The following is a 15,392-nucleotide window of genomic DNA, read 5'->3' as shown; positions in this document are numbered from 1 at the left end:
CGGAGGCGGGGTGAGCCAGAGTTCGGATGCGGTGCTGGTCACCGGCGTGTCGGGTTTTGTCGGATCGGCGGTGGCACGGGCACTCGCCGCGCAGGGACGGCAGGTGCGCGGTCTCGTCCGAGCGACCAGCCCGCGCACCAATCTCATCGATTTTCCCGGAACGCTTGTCGAAGGCGATGCGCGCGATCCTGCGGCGATGGCCGAAGCGATGCGCGGCGTGCGCCACCTGTTCCATGTCGCTGCCGATTACAGGATCTGGGCGCCCGATCCGGAAGAGATTGTCCGCAACAACCTCGCCAGCACCCGCGCAGTGATGGAGGCGGCGCTGGCGGCCGGAATCGAGCGGCTGGTCTATACGAGCAGCGTCGCCACGCTGAAGCCCGACCCCGCAGGCCCCGCCGACGAGACCCGCGCCGCCACGCCGGAACAGGCAGTCGGCGCCTATAAGCGCAGCAAGGTCGTCGCCGAGCGGCTGGTCGAGCAAATGGTCGCCGAGCGGGGCCTGCCCGCGGTGATCGTCAATCCCTCCACCCCGATCGGTCCGCGCGACGTGCGGCCGACGCCGACCGGGCGGATCATCGTCGAGGCAGCGAACGGCAAGATGCCGGCCTATCTCGATAGCGGTCTCAACCTCGTCCATGTCGACGATGTCGCCGCCGGCCATCTGCAGGCGCTGGAGAAGGGGCGGGTCGGCGAGCACTACATCCTTGGCGGGCAGGACGTACGGTTGGCCGACATGCTCGCCGCCATCGCCGCGATCATGAAGCGCCGACCGCCCACGATCAGCCTGCCCCGCGCGCCGCTCTTCCCGCTGGCCTATGCCAATGAGGCGCTGGCGCGGATCACCGGCAAGGAGCCGTTCCTCACGGTCGACGGGCTCAAGATGGCGAAGCACCATATGTTCTTCACGTCGGCCAAGGCAGAGGCCGAATTCGGCTATCGCGCCCGGCCCTGGGAAGAAGCCGTGAGCGACGCGATTCTTTGGTTCAAAGATGCGGGGATGATCCGGTGATCGCCCTCGTCATCGGCGGATTGAGCCTCGTCATCTGGCTGGGGTTGGTCTTCGCGCATGGCGACTTCTGGCTCGCCCGCGAACGCGACACTCACCAGGTTCCAAAAGACCCGGCCGATTGGCCTGAGGTGGTCGCGATCGTCCCGGCCCGCGACGAAGCGGAGGTGATCGGCCGCGCGATCGGCAGCCTGCGTGCGCAGGACTATCCCGGCCGCTTCCGCATCATCCTGGTCGACGATTCGAGCAGCGACGGCACCGCCGACAGCGCGCGCGCGACGCAAGGCCCGCACGCGCTGGAAGTGCTGACCGGTCAGCCGCTTGCCTCCGGCTGGACCGGCAAGCTCTGGGCGGTCGCGCAGGGCGTCGAGCATGCCGGCCCGGCGCCGCGCCACCTCTGGCTGACCGATGCCGATATCGCGCACGAACCCGACACGCTCCGCACCCTGGTCGCGCGCGGCGAGGCCGGTGGACTGACACTCGTCTCGCTGATGGCCGAACTGCGCTGCACGAGCCTGGCCGAGCGCGCGCTGATTCCCGCCTTCGTCTTCTTCTTTCAGATGCTCTATCCATTCGGCCGGGTGAACCGCCCGAATGGCCCCGGCGCGGCGGCGGGCGGCTGCATGCTGGTGCGCCGGGACGCACTGGCGGCGGCCGGCGGTATCGCCGCCATCCGCACCGCATTGATCGACGATTGCACCCTGGGCGCGTTGCTCAAGAAGCAGGGCCCGATCTGGCTTGGCCTCACGCACCGTTCGCGCAGCATCCGGGCCTATGACGATGCCGGCGTGATCGCCGCGATGATCTCGCGCTCGGCCTATGCCCAGCTGGGTTATTCGCCACTGCTGCTGGTCGGCACCCTTGTCGGCCTCGCGCTGATTTATGGCGCTCCACCCGTACTGACTCTGGCAGGCACCGGTTGGGCGCAGATCGCCGGCGCGACTGCCTGGGCCCTGATGGCGATCTCGTTCCAGCCGATGCTGCGCTTCTATCGCCGTTCCCCGCTTTGGGGTGTTGCCCTGCCGCTGATCGCGGCTTTCTACGCCGGCTGCACCTTGCTATCGGCATGGCAGCATATGCGGGGACGTGGTGGAATGTGGAAAGGCCGCGCTCAGGCATCGGGGGCCCGCTGATGGAGGCCGCCGATCTCGCCTCGGGCAAGGGACATCGCGACGAGAATTTCCCCGTCGCTTCGATCCTGCTCAAACCGGAACACCGCGCCCCGGTGATGGCCTTCTACCGTTTTGCCCGCGTGGCGGACGACATCTCCGATCATGAGACGCTGCCGGCGGCAGAAAAGCTCGCGCAGCTCGGGCGGATGCGGGCCGGGCTCGACGGTAAGGCGGAGGGTGCGGCGGAGGCGCTCGCACTACGCGCGGTCATGGCCGATCGCCGGCTCGATCCCATGCATGCGCACGACCTGCTCAATGCGTTCGAGCGCGATGTGACCGTCACGCGGTATGAGGATTGGGAAGGGCTGATCGGCTATTGCCGGCTGTCGGCGATGCCGGTCGGACGCTATGTGCTCGACGTGCATGGCGAGGATCGCGCTACCTGGCCCGCATCCGACGCGCTCTGCGCGGCATTGCAGGTGATCAATCATCTCCAGGATTGCGCGAAGGATTACCGAACGCTCGACCGCGTCTATATCCCCGCCGAGACCTTCGCCGAGACAGGCGCGCGGATCGAGGACCTCGCGGCAGATCGCGCCACGCCGGCCTTGCGCGCCGCGATCGTCTCCCTCGCAGGCAAGACCCGTATGCTGCTCGACACGTCTGCCCGTTTCCCCGCCATGATCGCGGACAGACGCCTCGCTGCCGAGGTCGCGATCATCCAGCGCCTCGCGGTGAGCCTGTGCGGGCGCCTGGAGACGCGCGATCCGCTCAGCGAGCGCGTGCATCACAAGACCTGGGAGGCCGGCTTCCTCGCCGCCAGCGCTGCGGTCGGCAGCCTGTTCCGGCGCGCGGCATGAACCCGGACGCCACCCCCGCCGCCCTACAACGGCAGGTTTCGGGCAGTTCCTTCTATGCCGGCATGCGCGTGCTGCCCAAGGCCGAGCGCGAAGCGATGTATGCGATCTACGGCTTTTGCCGGTTGGTCGACGATATCGCCGACGATCAGCAAGGCAATCGCGAAGGTCGGATGCAGGCCCTCGACGCGTGGCGCGCCGATCTCGATTCGCTTTATGCGGGCGGGCCCCCGGGACAGGCGGCGCTGGTCGCCGAAGCCGTGAAACGCTTCGACCTCGACCGCGCCGATTTCGAGGCGGTGATCGACGGCATGGCAATGGACGTCGATCGCGACATCCGCTGGCCGCCCATGGCCGAGCTCGATCTCTATTGCGATCGTGTCGCTTCCGCCGTGGGGCGGCTGTCGGTGCGAATCTTCGGCATGGACGAGGCCCCGGGCATCGAGCTCGCCTATCATCTCGGCCGCGCGTTACAGCTCACCAACATCCTGCGCGACGTCGATGAGGATGCGGAGATCGGGCGGGTCTATCTCCCGGTCGAGGCGATCTCCGCCGCTGGCATTCCTCTCACCACGCCGCTCGACGTCGTCGCCGATCCGCGGATCGATTCCGCCTGCCGTTCGCTCGCTGCGACGGCGCACGAGCATTACCGGCGCGCGCACGCGGTGCTGGCGACTCGGCCGCGTGGGCATTTGATCGCGCCGCGCCTGATGGAGGCGGCCTATGCCAAAGTTCTTCAGCGGACCGAGGCGATCGGATGGAAACCGCCGCGCCACCGGGTGAAGGTGTCCAAGCTGGCGCTGCTCGGGACCGTGGCGTGGCTATGGCTGACGCGCTGAGCTTCACCCGGGCGACGATTGCCGGTGCCGGTCTGGCGGGGCTTTCCGCCGCCGTGGCGTTACGCAAGGCGGGCGTCGCGGTGTCGATTTCGGATTCAGCGGCGCAGGCAGGCGGGCGCTGTCGTTCCTATCACGATCCGCAGCTTGGCCTGACGATCGACAACGGCAATCACCTTGTCCTGTCGGGCAATCCTGCGGTCGAGCGCTTCCGATCGCTAGTGGGCGCGACGACTCCGCTGGCCGGACCCGACCATGCGGACTTCACCTTCCACGACCTGACCAGCGCGAAACGCTGGACCGTGCGGATCAATGACGGCGCGGTCCCCTGGTGGGTCGCAGTGCCGGCCCGGCGTGTACCGGGCAGCAGGATCAGCGATTACCTGCCGTTCGCGAAGCTGCTGTCGACCCGGGAGGGCCGAATCGACCAGCGCGTCGCCGCGCGTGGCCCGGTCTGGTCGCATCTGCTCGAGCCGGTGCTGCTCGCGGCGCTCAACACGGCGCCCGGCGAATCTTCGGCCAAGCTTGCCGCCTCAGTCCTGCGCGAGACGATCGCTAAAGGTGGTCGCGCGATGCGTCCCCGTGTTGCGGAGCCCAGCCTTGGCGCCGCCTTTATCGATCCTGCGCTCGCCTGGCTCGCCGACCGGGGAAGCGCGGTAACGCTCGGGCGTCGGCTTCGCGCCATTGCGGTCGATGGCGACCGCGTGACGGGCCTCGACTGGGGTGGGGGCATCGAGCCGGTCGCCGCGGACGAGGCGGTGATCCTCGCGGTGCCGCCATGGGTCGCTACCTCGCTGGTGCCCGAGTTGCACGCGCCCGACGAATTCCGCGCCATCGTCAACGGGCATTTCGCCCTGCCCGTCCCGGCCGGCGCGCCGCCGATGCTCGGGCTGTTCGGCGGGACGGCGGAATGGCTCTTCGCCTTTCCCGACCGTCTCTCGGTCACGGTCAGCGCCGCCGACCGGCTGGTCGATATGGACCGCGAGGCGCTCGCGCGGACCTTTTGGGCCGATATCTGCGCCGCGCTAGGCCTGGATACACCGATGCCGGCCTGGCAGATCGTCAAGGAGAAGCGCGCGACCTTCGCCGCCACACCCGAGCAGAATGCCAAGCGTCCGCCCGCCGCGACGCGCTGGCGCAACCTGTTCCTTGCCGGCGACTGGACGGATACCGGCCTCCCGGCCACGATCGAGGGCGCCTTGCGGTCCGGGGAAACCGTGGCGCGCCTCGCGCTTGGGCGATAGGAAGAGGCATGCACCAGAGCTTTTCCGGGATCGGGGAAACGGCGACGTCGCTCGCCACGGTCGAAGCCGTGGTCGATCGCGCGACCGACGCGCTTGCGAAATTGCAACGCGACGACGGCCATTGGGTGTTCGAACTCGAGGCCGATGCGACGATCCCGGCCGAATATATCCTGCTGCGCCATTATCTCGGCGAGCCGGTCGATGCCGCGCTCGAAGCGAAGATCGCCACCTATCTGCGCCGCATCCAGTCGGCGGAGCATCATGGCTGGGGACTGTTCCATGGCGGTGCGTTCGATGTCAGCGCCTCGGTAAAAGCCTATTACGCACTGAAGATGATCGGCGATCCGGTCGACGCGCCGCACATGGCGAAGGCCCGCGCCGCGATACTGGCGGTGGGCGGCGCGGCGGCGGTCAATGTCTTCACCCGCATTCAGCTTGCCTTGTTTGCGGCGGGCCCCTGGTCGACCGTGCCGACCATGCCGCCGGAGCTGATCCTGCTGCCGCGCTGGTTCCCGATCCATCTGTCGAAGATGTCCTATTGGGCCCGCACCGTGGTGGTGTCGTTGCTCGTGCTCGGCGCGCTCCAGCCCATCGCACGCAACGCGCTCGGGGTGAAGGTCGACGAGCTCTATACCGGTAAGGACGTCCGCCCGGGCACCAAGGCGGCCGACACCAAATGGCTGTGGACGCATGGTTTCAACGCGCTCGACCGGGTGCTCAAGGCCGGCAACGGGCTGTGGCCGAAGAAGCTGCGCGCGCGGGCGATCAAGGCCTGTGTCGATTTCGTGATCGAGCGGCTGAACGGCGAGGACGGGCTCGGCGCGATCTATCCGGCGATGGCGAACAGCGTGATGATGTTCGATTGCCTGGGCTATGCCGAGGATCACCCGGCGCGCGCGATCGCCCGCCAATCGGTCGAGAAGCTGCTCGTGATCCGGGAGGACGAAGCCTATTGCCAGCCCTGCGTCTCGCCGGTCTGGGACACCGCGCTCGCCGCGCATGCGATGCTGGAAGCAGGTGGCGAAGATGCCGAAGCGCGCGCCGGCCGCGGGCTCGACTGGCTGAAGCCGTTGCAGGTACTCGATGTGAAAGGCGACTGGGCGGAGGAGAAGCCCGATGTTCGCCCGGGCGGCTGGGCCTTCCAATACAACAACGCGCATTATCCCGATCTCGACGACACCGCCGTGGTGGTGATGGCGATGGACCGCGCCAGGGCGCGCGAAGCCCCTGAGAGAGAATGGCGCGAAGCAATCGACCGCGGCGTCGAATGGACCGTCGGCCTGCAAAGCCGCGATGGCGGCTGGGGCGCGTTCGATGCCGACAACAGCTATCACTATCTCAACAACCTGCCCTTCGCCGATCATGGCGCCCTGCTCGATCCGCCGACCTCGGACGTCAGCGCACGCTGTGTGTCGATGCTCGCGCAGCTCGGCGAGGCACGCGACAGCGATCGCATGCGCGCCGCCCTCGATTTCCTGGCGAAGGAACAGATGCCCGACGGAAGCTGGTTCGGGCGCTGGGGGGTAAACTATGTCTACGGCACCTGGTCAGTGCTGTGCGCGCTCAACGCGGCGGGTTTTGCGCCGGAGGAACCGATCGTCGCGAAAGCCGTCGACTGGCTCGCCCGGATCCAGAATGCGGACGGCGGATGGGGCGAGGGCTGCGAGAGCTACGCGCTCGATTACGCGGGTTACACCCCTGCCCCCTCGACTGCGTCGCAAACCGCCTGGGCGCTGCTGGGGCTGATGGCGGCAGGCGAAGTGGATTCGCCGACGGTCGCGCGCGGCGTGGCCTGGCTCGCGGCGAACCAGGAGGCGGATGGGCTCTGGGGGCAGGAGATGTACACCGGCGGCGGTTTCCCGCGGGTCTTCTATCTGCGCTATCACGGTTACCCGAAATATTTTCCGCTCTGGGCGATGGCGCGCTATCGCAACCTGAAGCGCTCCAACACGCGCCAGGTCGCGTACGGGATGTGACGCTGGTCGTCGCCTGCGGGCTGAAGCGCGAGGAGAGCATCATCGAACGGCCCGGCCGCGATGTGTTCGTGGTGGTCGGCGGCGGCGATGCCGCACGGCTCGATGCCGAGCTCGACGACATGGTGGAGATGTTTCCCGGAATCATTGTGTCGAGTGGGCTGGCAGGCGCTCTCGACCCGACATTGCTGCCGGGAGACGTTGTGATCGACGGTCACCGTGGGTTGGTCGCGCGACTTCAGGCCATCCTGCCGCATGCCCGGATCGGCGCCGTTGTCGGCAGCGACACCATCGTGGCGACGGCCGCGGAAAAACAGGCCCTCACCGATCGCACCGGCGCCATCGCGGTCGATATGGAAACGCACATCGCGAGACGGGTCGCCGCCCGCAGGAACCTGCCGTTCGTGGCGGTGCGGGTGATCTCGGACGATGCCGGATCCACCCTTCCTCCGGCCGCGCTGGTCGGGATGAAACCGGATGGAAGCATGGCGCTCCGCGCCGTGCTGTGGTCGCTGGCCCGCCAACCCCGCCAGCTACCCTCCCTGATCCGCACTGGCGATCAGGCCGGGCGCGCCTTCAAGAGCCTGGAGCGCACGTTCGCGGCGATCGCTGCGGGCCATTTCGACCGCATCTCGCCCGAACACCTGCCTCCCGACCCTGAGGATTACGAGGCCTGAACCACGTGTTTGGCTGCCTTGGGATTGGCGGCGCGGATGATCTCGAGTTCCCGCTCGACATGCGATGAATGCACGTTCTGCGCCGGGCGCTGGTTGCTGATATCGATGTCCGGCGCCATCGGCCCGGTCGTGCGCACGCCCTTGCGGCCGATCGCGAACATCTTGAGCGGATGGCGGATCGAATCCGTCGCGGCCGTGCCTTCGAACCCGCAATGGACCATGCAGTCGGCGCACTTTTCGTACTTTCCGACGCCATAATCGTCCCACTCGGTGCCTTCCATCAGCTCCTTGAAGCTTTTCACATAGCCTTCGCCGACCAGGTAGCACGGCTTCTGCCAGCCGAAGACGGTGCGCAGCGGCATCGACCAGGGGGTGCATTCATAGCTCTGGTTGCCGGCGAGGAAGTCGAGGAACAACGGCGAATTGGTGAAGGTCCATTTCTTGCCGCCATCGCCGCGTGCGAACACGTCGCGGAAGAACTGCTTGGTGCGGGTGCGGTTGAAGAAATGCTCCTGGTCGGCCGCCCGCTCATAGGCATAGCCGGGAGAGATGGTGATCTCGACGCCGCGCTTCTCCATCTCGTCGAAGAAACCCGCCAGCCGCTCGGACGAGGCGCCATCGAACACCGTGCAATTGACCTGGACGCGGAAACCCTTCGCCTTGGCCAGCTCGATCGCCTCGATCGCCACCTCATAGGTGCCGTCCTGGTCGACCGCATGGTCATGCATGCCCTTGTCGCCATCGAGATGGATCGACCAGGTGAAGAAGGGCGACGGCGCGTAATCGTCGATCTTCTTCTTCAGCAGCAGCGCGTTGGTGCACAGGATCACGAACTTCTTCTTCGCGATGTACCCCTTCACGATTTTCGGCATGTCGCGGTGCAGCAGCGGCTCGCCGCCCGCGATCGACACTGCGGGCGCGCCGCATTCGTCGATTGCCTCCATGCACTGGTCATAGCTCAAGCGCTGATTGAGGATCGCATCGGGATAATCGATCTTGCCGCACCCGGGGCAGGCGAGATTGCAGCGCAGCAGCGGCTCGAGCATCAGCACCAGCGGGTAACGACCACCCTTGATATGCTGCCTGACGGTGTACGCACCGATACGAACGAGCGGGGAAAGTGGCAGGCTCATGGAATCGTCCTATTCGGCCGCGGCGGCGCGCGGCATTACATCTCTCAGCTCAGGCGGAAGGCTGAACTCGATATTTTCCTCGACGCCGTCAAGCTGCGAGACCTCGATCGGGCGGAGCTGGGCCAGGGCGGCGATGACATCGTCGACAAGCTCGTCCGGCGCCGACGCACCTGCGGTGATGCCGACCGCATCCACGCCGGTTAGCCACGCCGGATCGACGCCATCGCCATCGGCCACGAGATAGCTCGGCACGCCCATCTCGACGCCGATTTCGCGCAACCGGTTGGAGTTGGAGCTGTTCTCGGCGCCGACCACGATCAGCAGCTCGCTGACCCGCGCCAGATCGCGCACGGCGGTCTGGCGGTTCTGCGTGGCGTAGCAGATGTCGGAAACGTCAGGCCCCTGAACGTCGCTGAACCGCTCGTTGAGCGCGGCGATCACGCTGCGGGTATCGTCGACGCTGAGCGTGGTCTGGGTGACATAGGCGATCGGCGTATCGATCGCGAGCGGCAGGGCTGCGACCTCGGCCTCGGTCGACACGAGATGGATCGGCGCGTCGACCTGCCCCATCGTGCCCTCGACCTCGGCATGCCCGGCATGGCCGATCAGCACGAGCGTGCGCCCGGCCTTGGCGTAGCGCCGGCCCTGCACATGGACCTTGGTGACGAGCGGGCAGGTCGCATCGAGCACCGGCAATTCGCGCAGCTTCGCCTCGTCCTGCACCGAGCGGGCGACCCCGTGCGCACTGAAGATGGTCGGTGCGCCGGCGGGAATCTCCGCCAGCTCCTCGACGAAAATCGCGCCCTTGCTGCGCAGCTTGTTTACGACATGGCGATTATGGACGATCTCGTGCCGGACATAGACCGGCGCCCCGTGGAGATCGAGGGCCCGTTCGACAATGTCGATAGCTCGTACCACCCCCGCACAGAAACCCCTCGGCTTCGCGAGGATCACCCGCAATGGAGCGCTTTTTTCAACGGTCATCAAACCCGTGTCCAGCCCCGTACTAGTTTCACACCAGCTCCCGGTTCGACGATATCCTTCGCCGTTACGGAGAGAAGATAGCGGCGCGGTAGCCGAAGAAAAAGGTGTAAAAGCGGCACGCATGTTAGGAACCCGCCGTTTCGACCGGACGATGTACGCCAAAGGGTGGATTTTGCGGCGCGGCGCCGATACATCCGCCGCGGGGCAGAACGGAACGGAACGAACATGCGAACCCTGATCCCCTCCCTGATCCTCTCGGCGCTGGTCGCGCCCGCACCAGCCGCGCTGGCCCAGGCCAACGACCCGGCGCGTGCCGCGGTACAGGCACTTTGCGACGGCCTGGTCTCGATCATGAAAGGCGGCAAGACGATGGGTCTGCGCGGCCGCGCGACGGCGATCGGTCCGGTGGTAGACCGGGTCTATGACGTGCCGTTGATGACCCGCCTGACGGTCGGCGCCGGCTGGAACGGGATCGCACCGGCGGATCAGACTGCCCTGGTCGCTGCCTTCAGGCGGATGGTGATCGGCCAATACGCCACCAATTTCGATTCCTTCTCCGGCCAGAAATTCACCGTCGACGCCAAGGTCGAGACCCGCGGGACCGACAAGCTGGTGAAGACCAGCCTCGTGCAGGCCGGCGAGGCGCCGATCCCGATCGCCTATCGCCTGCGCGCCAGCGGCGGCGGTTGGAAGATCATCGATGTCTATTACCGCAATTCGATCAGCCAGCTTGCTACCCGCCGCTCCGATTTTTCCCGGGTGCTGGCGACGGGCGGGGCAAAGGCGCTGATCCGCCATCTCGACGAACTGGCTGCCAAGGGCGGGAATTGAGCCTCGGCTTCGTCCTGCCGACGGTAGCGCTACTCAGCGCGGCGCCGGAAGAGCCCGCGGCGCTGCTCGCGCCGATCGTGCAGGTTGCACCAGCGACCGCGCCCCAATCGACCGCTCCCGAGCCCCGGACCGAGGCAGTTGCCCCGGCGCAGGCCGCCGATCCCATCCCGCTCGACCCGCTGGTCGACCCGGCCGCCGCCAAGCCGCTGGCCGCCCCGGCCGAATCACCTCCCGCGATCGAGGCAGCGCCGGTCGGGAGCATCGCGCGGACCCCGGGCGACCCGCTGGAAAACTTCAACCGGCGCATGTTCTCGGCGTTCCAGAGCACTGACCGCAAATTCATCCGGCCGGCCGCGATGGCCTACAAGCATGTCGTGCCCAAGCCTGTGCGCTCGGGCATCCGCAATGTCCTGAGCAATCTGGGCGAGCCGATCGTCTTCCTGAACGACCTGCTCCAGTTCAAGCCGGGCCGGGCGATCAGGACGCTGGTGCGTTTTGCCGCCAACTCGACCATCGGTATCGGCGGCCTGGTGGATGTCGCCGGGACGCCTGGGGTCAAGCTGCCGCACCGAAGCAACGGTTTCGGCAACACGCTGGCCTATTATGGCGTCGGGCCGGGGCCCTATCTTTTCCTCCCGTTCGTCGGCCCGACCACGCTCCGCGACCTGATCGGCGGCCAGGGCGACGGCTTCGTACTGCCGGTCGCGGTCGGCAATCCCTTCGACCGCTGGCAATTTCAGGTGCCCAGGGGCGTGCTCAGCGCGCTCGACCAGCGCGCTGAATCGGATGCCGACATGAAGGCGCTGCTCGACGGCGCGGTGGACCCCTATGCTACACTGCGGTCGGTCTATCTCCAGAACCGCGCGGCCGAGATCCAGGAACTGCACGGCCGTGGCGCGACGACACAGGGCGTCAACCCGCTCGAAGATCCGCTGAGCGACCCGGCATCGGGCGCGGCAAGCCCCTTGGATGACCCGTTGAGCGATCCTGCAAAACCCACGCCGGCCGTCGAGGCGGCCCCTGCCGGGCAAACCGCGGCTCCCGCGACCGACAAAGCCGATCCTCTCACTGATCCGGCACAGCCCTGAGCGGAACCCCGCCCGCTCTTGCTCCTGGTCAGGCTCAATTCAAAAGTCCGCAAGGCACGCGCACGGATCAAAACTGCTCTTTGATATCGTAGACACTGCAAAGGACCGCTCGTGACGGCTGAATGTCGGACGATTCTTCGTGCCCTTTTGACCGGTAACAGCGGAAAATCGCGCTCATTTCACGCCCTTTTTTCCTCTGTTATGCGTAACAGGGAAAACCGGCAGTAAGCCATTGTAAATGGATGAAGAATTCGCCGTCAAAATCCAACTTAACAGCGGAAAAAAATATTCGACCAGAAACGCTGGCGAATCGCTTTTCCAGCCGGCGTATCCCAGGCCTCTGGTTCTCAGGTCAGGACCGGTTCCGCCTCGTCTTTCTCAGCTGGCGGGCCAAGCAGGGCCGGTTCGAACACCAGCGCGCAGATCAGCGTCCAGATGAGCGAGATCATCAGGATCTTGCCCATGCTCGCCGTACCCGGATGGTGCGACAGCCACAGGCTGCCGAACGCCGTTCCCGTGGCGAGCGCGCTGAATAGCACCGCGCGGGCAAGGCTCGATTGGAGCAGCCCGGTTGCGCCGCCCCGCCACGCCATCACGAAATAGATATGGAAGGCGACGCCGACGCCGAACAGCAGCGGGAAAGCGATGATATTGGCGAAGTTGATCGGCTGGCCGATCAGCACGCAGGTGGCGAGCGTCAGGAAGATCGACAGGATCACCGGCGCCAAAGTGAACATCACTTCGCGCAGGTTGCGCAGCACCGCGAGCAGCAACAGGCTGACCAGCACGAAGGCGATCACCCCGGCCTGCACGAACGCGCCGGCCACGGTGAAGGCGGCCGCCTGCGTAGCGACCGGCAGGCCCGAGATCGCGGGTGTCACCGTCGCCACCGCGGCGCGGAAGCGCTTGATCACCTGATTGTCGTTGCCGTCGCCCTTGGGGAAGACCTGGAGCCTGGCCCGGCCATCCGGCGCGATCCAGTCGCGGACCATGTCGGCCGGCAGGCTATCGCGCGTGACCGGCTCGGCTTGCAACGCGGCACGGACCTGATCGAGCATCACCGCCAGCGGTCGCGACAGCATCGCGTTCACTTCGGCGCGCTTGGCCGGTGTGGCGGAGGCCAGCCGTTCGAATGCCGCCCCAAGGCGCCGCGCCTCTGCCGCGCCCTCCTCCGCTCCGCCTATCGCCTTCAAGCGACCTGATACCTGGCGGAGCGATGTCACCAACGCTGCATCATCGGGCGGTGGCGCGATGTCGAACGGGTTGAGCGTCAGGTCGAGCAGCACCGATGCATCCTGGATCAAGGCGAGCTTGGCAGGCTGATCCTCGGGCACGAAGCTGTCGACCGAGATCACTTGCTTCACCTCGGGCAACGCCGACAGACGCTGCGTCAGTTCCGCAGCCTTCGGACCGGGCGCAAGCACGTCGATCGTATTCGGCGTCCGGTCCGGATCGCGGGTCAGGTCGGTCAGCGCCTGCATCGACGGTGCTTTGGGATCGCGCAGGTGGAGCGGGTTGAAGTCGAAAACGACCCAGGGAAGCAACGCGATGCTCACCACCATCGACGCGCCGAACGCCCAGAGCACTGCCTTGCGGCGCCGTTCGAGGAAGCGATCCGCCGGCGCGAATTGCGCGAAGCCGACCTCGCGGCGCGGCGCGCCGGGACGCAGCAGCAGGACCAGAGCGGGCAGCAAGGTCACGCTGAACAGCAGCGCGATCACCATGCCGAGGCCAGCAATCACGCCCAGCTCGGCGATGCCGATATAGGCGGTGGGCAGGAAAGCGCCGAAACCGAGGAAGACCGCCCCCGCCGCCAGCAGCAGCGGCGCACCGAGCGCCGTCGCGGCCCCCTGCAGCGCCGCGGCGGGCGCAAGCCCGGTCACGCGTTCGGCATTATAGCGCACGCAAATCTGGATCCCGAAATCCACGCCGAGCCCGACGAACAGGGGGATGAAGGCGACCGAGATCAGGTTGAGCCGCCCGACCGCGGCCAGTCCCACCGCGAGGGTGACGACCAGCCCGAGGATGATCGTGCCGAAAATGGCTGCGACCAGCCTGACCGATCGCGTCGCGAACCACAGGGTCACCAACATGGCGCCGAGCATCACCATGCCGACCGCGCCGATATTCTCCTGCAGCGTCGCAAATTCCTCGTCAGCGAGCGGCACTTCGCCGGTCAGCCGAACCGACACGCCGTGCGCAGCATCGAGGTGCAGCGCCGCTGCCGCGGCATGGACCGCATCGCTTGCCGCCTCGCCCGGCATCAGCGCGCTGTGATCGAGCACCGGTTGGGCCAGGATCAAGCGACGCTTGGGTGGGCTGAGCGGCCCTGCCCCAGTGGCGAACAATTGCTGCCACGAGAAATAACCCGGCTTGCCATCGAGCGAGCGCTCGGTCGCATCGGCCAACGCGCGCATCGGCCGGTCGATCTGGTCGAGCGTCGCTGCTTTCGCCTCGACTCCGTCGAGCATCGTCGACAGGGCACCACTCACGCCGCGCAGCGACGGGTCGGCGGCGAGCGGCCCAAGCATCGGCTGCGCCTCGATCAAGGCCGCGGTCGCCTGGCGAACATCCTCGCGCGACCCGAACAGCAACCCTTCGCGGGCGAAGAAATCGCCACCGTCCGGCCGACGCACCAGCCTGAAATGCGCCTTGTCCGCAGCCAGGGCGACCGTCAGCTTCGCGGCGGCATCCTCGGCCAGCTCGGGTGTCTGGCCGTCGACCACCACCACCATCACGTCGCGGAGCTGGGGAAAGGCGGCTTCCATCGCCCTTTCCTGCTTGCGCCAATCGATATCGGGCGAGATCAGCGCAGCCGTATCGGTCGTCATGTCGAACCGCGCCGCCGTGAAGACGAGCGCCACGCCCGCCAGCACGAGGGACAACAGCAAGGTCAGCCAAGGACGCCGAACGCTGGCCGCGACCAGGGCGGGAATGGGCGAACGCATCCGCTCAGCGTGCCTTTGCCGGCCCGGAAGCTCCCAGGAAATAACGCATCTTCAGGCCGATCGCCTGCTCCTGCCCGTCGAAGGCGAATACCGCATCGGCCCATTTCGGTGGCCCGAGGCTGATCCGGGCGTCGTTCGAGAAACCCACGCCTTCCTTCGGGATGCCGAACAGCGCGCGATCGACCTTCTTGTTGCGGTTTTCGTCATGGAAAACCTGCGCGGCGTAGCGCCCGGCCGGCAGGCCGTGGATCGTCACCACGGTGACACCGGCGCGGGCCGGCGCGTCGCCGGCATAGGGGCAATCATCCTTCAGGAACTGCGCCTGGGGGCAGATATCGACATGAACCACGCCGGCCGAGTTCCGGACATTGTCGACCCGGATGGTGAGCGTGCCGTTCGGCGCCGGCGCCGCGGCAGCGGCCCCGAAGCCGATCAGCAAGGCGAACGAGGCACGCACCCGATTAAACGGCATCGCGCCTGGCTTCCTCGACGACGCCGCCTGAGTTGTGTCGGAGTGCCTTGAGGACGGTATCGACGATGGCATCGGCATCGAGGCCTGCTTCGGCATATTGCTTCTCGGGCTTGTCCTGGTCCTGGAAGGTGTCGGGCAGGCGCATGGTGCGGATCTTGAGGCCCGCATCGACCAGCCCGGTGTCGCTGGCGAGGGTGAGCACATGCGCGCCGAGCCCGCCGATCGACC

13 protein-coding genes and 1 pseudogene are annotated in these 15,392 nt (G+C 66.8%); 9 read left to right on the top strand and 5 right to left on the bottom strand.

The annotated features are described in order from the left end of the window. Positions 1–10: 10 nt before the first annotated feature. From hpnA to WC729_RS29725, 7 genes are read left to right on the top strand one after another with little or no spacing between them, the layout of a single operon-like run. Positions 11–1,012, top strand: coding sequence for a hopanoid-associated sugar epimerase (gene hpnA / locus WC729_RS29755; RefSeq protein WP_372858458.1), 1,002 nt, complete (start codon positions 11–13; stop codon positions 1,010–1,012). Beyond that, positions 1,009–2,142, top strand: coding sequence for a glycosyltransferase (locus WC729_RS29750; RefSeq protein WP_372858456.1), 1,134 nt, complete (start codon positions 1,009–1,011; stop codon positions 2,140–2,142). The genes hpnA and WC729_RS29750 overlap by 4 nt, the downstream gene beginning before the upstream one ends. Continuing rightward, positions 2,142–2,981: a squalene synthase HpnC gene (hpnC, locus tag WC729_RS29745; RefSeq protein WP_372858455.1), complete on the top strand. Its 840-nt coding sequence runs from the start codon at positions 2,142–2,144 to the stop codon at positions 2,979–2,981. The genes WC729_RS29750 and hpnC overlap by 1 nt, the downstream gene beginning before the upstream one ends. Then, complete coding sequence (gene hpnD / locus WC729_RS29740; protein ID WP_372858453.1) at positions 2,978–3,817, top strand: presqualene diphosphate synthase HpnD; 840 nt, start codon at positions 2,978–2,980, stop codon at positions 3,815–3,817. Before hpnC ends, hpnD begins: the two co-directional genes overlap by 4 nt. Then, positions 3,802–5,058, top strand: a complete 1,257-nt coding sequence (gene hpnE / locus WC729_RS29735) for a hydroxysqualene dehydroxylase HpnE (RefSeq protein WP_372858452.1) — start codon at positions 3,802–3,804, stop codon at positions 5,056–5,058. The genes hpnD and hpnE overlap by 16 nt, the downstream gene beginning before the upstream one ends. An 8-nt stretch (positions 5,059–5,066) precedes the next feature. After that, the gene (gene shc / locus WC729_RS29730) at positions 5,067–7,034 is read left to right on the top strand and encodes a squalene--hopene cyclase (RefSeq protein ID WP_372858451.1); all 1,968 of its coding nucleotides are present in this window, start codon (positions 5,067–5,069) and stop codon (positions 7,032–7,034) included. Further along, a complete protein-coding gene (locus tag WC729_RS29725; protein WP_372858450.1) occupies positions 7,031–7,708 on the top strand; it encodes a phosphorylase in 678 nt (225 codons plus the stop codon). The genes shc and WC729_RS29725 overlap by 4 nt, the downstream gene beginning before the upstream one ends. Here WC729_RS29725 and hpnH read toward each other — a convergent pair. Together hpnH and ispH are read right to left on the bottom strand one after the other, a co-directional pair. Beyond that, positions 7,696–8,841 (bottom strand): adenosyl-hopene transferase HpnH, encoded by a 1,146-nt coding sequence (hpnH, locus tag WC729_RS29720; protein WP_372858449.1) that lies wholly within the window; start codon positions 8,839–8,841, stop codon positions 7,696–7,698. The two genes, WC729_RS29725 and hpnH, sit on opposite strands and share 13 nt — an antisense overlap. A gap of 9 nt (positions 8,842–8,850) precedes the next feature. Next, a complete protein-coding gene (gene ispH, locus WC729_RS29715) occupies positions 8,851–9,825 on the bottom strand; it encodes a 4-hydroxy-3-methylbut-2-enyl diphosphate reductase (RefSeq protein ID WP_372858447.1) in 975 nt (324 codons plus the stop codon). 225 nt (positions 9,826–10,050) lie between these two features. Between ispH and WC729_RS29710 the strand changes: the two genes are divergently transcribed. Next, positions 10,051–10,656, top strand: coding sequence for an ABC transporter substrate-binding protein (locus WC729_RS29710; RefSeq protein ID WP_372858446.1), 606 nt, complete (start codon positions 10,051–10,053; stop codon positions 10,654–10,656). Further along, positions 10,653–11,744 carry an MlaA family lipoprotein gene (locus tag WC729_RS29705; RefSeq protein ID WP_372858444.1) on the top strand — a complete coding sequence of 364 codons (1,092 nt, stop codon included), beginning with the start codon at positions 10,653–10,655 and terminating at the stop codon, positions 11,742–11,744. Before WC729_RS29710 ends, WC729_RS29705 begins: the two co-directional genes overlap by 4 nt. Positions 11,745–12,091: 347 nt before the next feature. Here the strand turns inward: WC729_RS29705 and WC729_RS29700 are convergent, their stop codons facing one another. The 3 genes and pseudogenes from WC729_RS29700 to WC729_RS29690 form a co-directional block, all read right to left on the bottom strand. Beyond that, entirely contained in the window at positions 12,092–14,692 is a 2,601-nt protein-coding gene (locus WC729_RS29700; protein WP_372858442.1) for an MMPL family transporter, read from the bottom strand. 4 nt (positions 14,693–14,696) lie between these two features. Continuing rightward, a complete protein-coding gene (locus tag WC729_RS29695) occupies positions 14,697–15,164 on the bottom strand; it encodes a DUF2141 domain-containing protein (RefSeq protein WP_372858439.1) in 468 nt (155 codons plus the stop codon). Beyond that, a pseudogene (locus WC729_RS29690) lies at positions 15,154–15,392 on the bottom strand (1-deoxy-D-xylulose-5-phosphate synthase); the annotation flags it as partial. The pseudogene WC729_RS29690 and the gene WC729_RS29695, both read right to left, overlap by 11 nt.

The sequence above is a fragment of the Sphingomonas sp. genome, from assembly GCF_041661825.1.
Lineage (GTDB): Bacteria > Pseudomonadota > Alphaproteobacteria > Sphingomonadales > Sphingomonadaceae > Sphingomonas.
The sequence above is the reverse complement of the archived record's forward strand: the minus strand, read 5'-3'. Positions and strand labels throughout refer to the sequence as shown.